Here is a 257-nt window from a genome sequence, read left to right on the forward strand (position 1 = left end):
GCTCGGCGATCAGTTTCGAGGTGACGCGGATCTTCTCCGCCTCGGCCGTGCTCGTGCCATGCGTGCCCGAGATGGCGATCTCGCTTTCGTCGCCGTCGTAGATGCGGATCAGCTCCTTGACTGTGCGGTCGGGGATGGTGACGCCCTGCCAGGGACCGTCGCCGGAGCCGCCGGTCAGCTCCGGCGCGTCGACGCCCTGCACATGGGCGCGGTGACCGTCGGTGCCGGTGGCGCGCAGCTCTGCGTCGAGCAGGTGC

Annotated in this window: 1 pseudogene; it reads right to left on the reverse strand. The window is 70.0% G+C overall.

The annotated features are described in order from the left end of the window. Positions 1–257, reverse strand: a pseudogene (locus tag KVT37_RS32405) (hypothetical protein); the annotation flags it as partial.

The organism is Mesorhizobium sp. GbtcB19 (assembly GCF_019091085.1).
Taxonomy (GTDB): domain Bacteria; phylum Pseudomonadota; class Alphaproteobacteria; order Rhizobiales; family Rhizobiaceae; genus Mesorhizobium.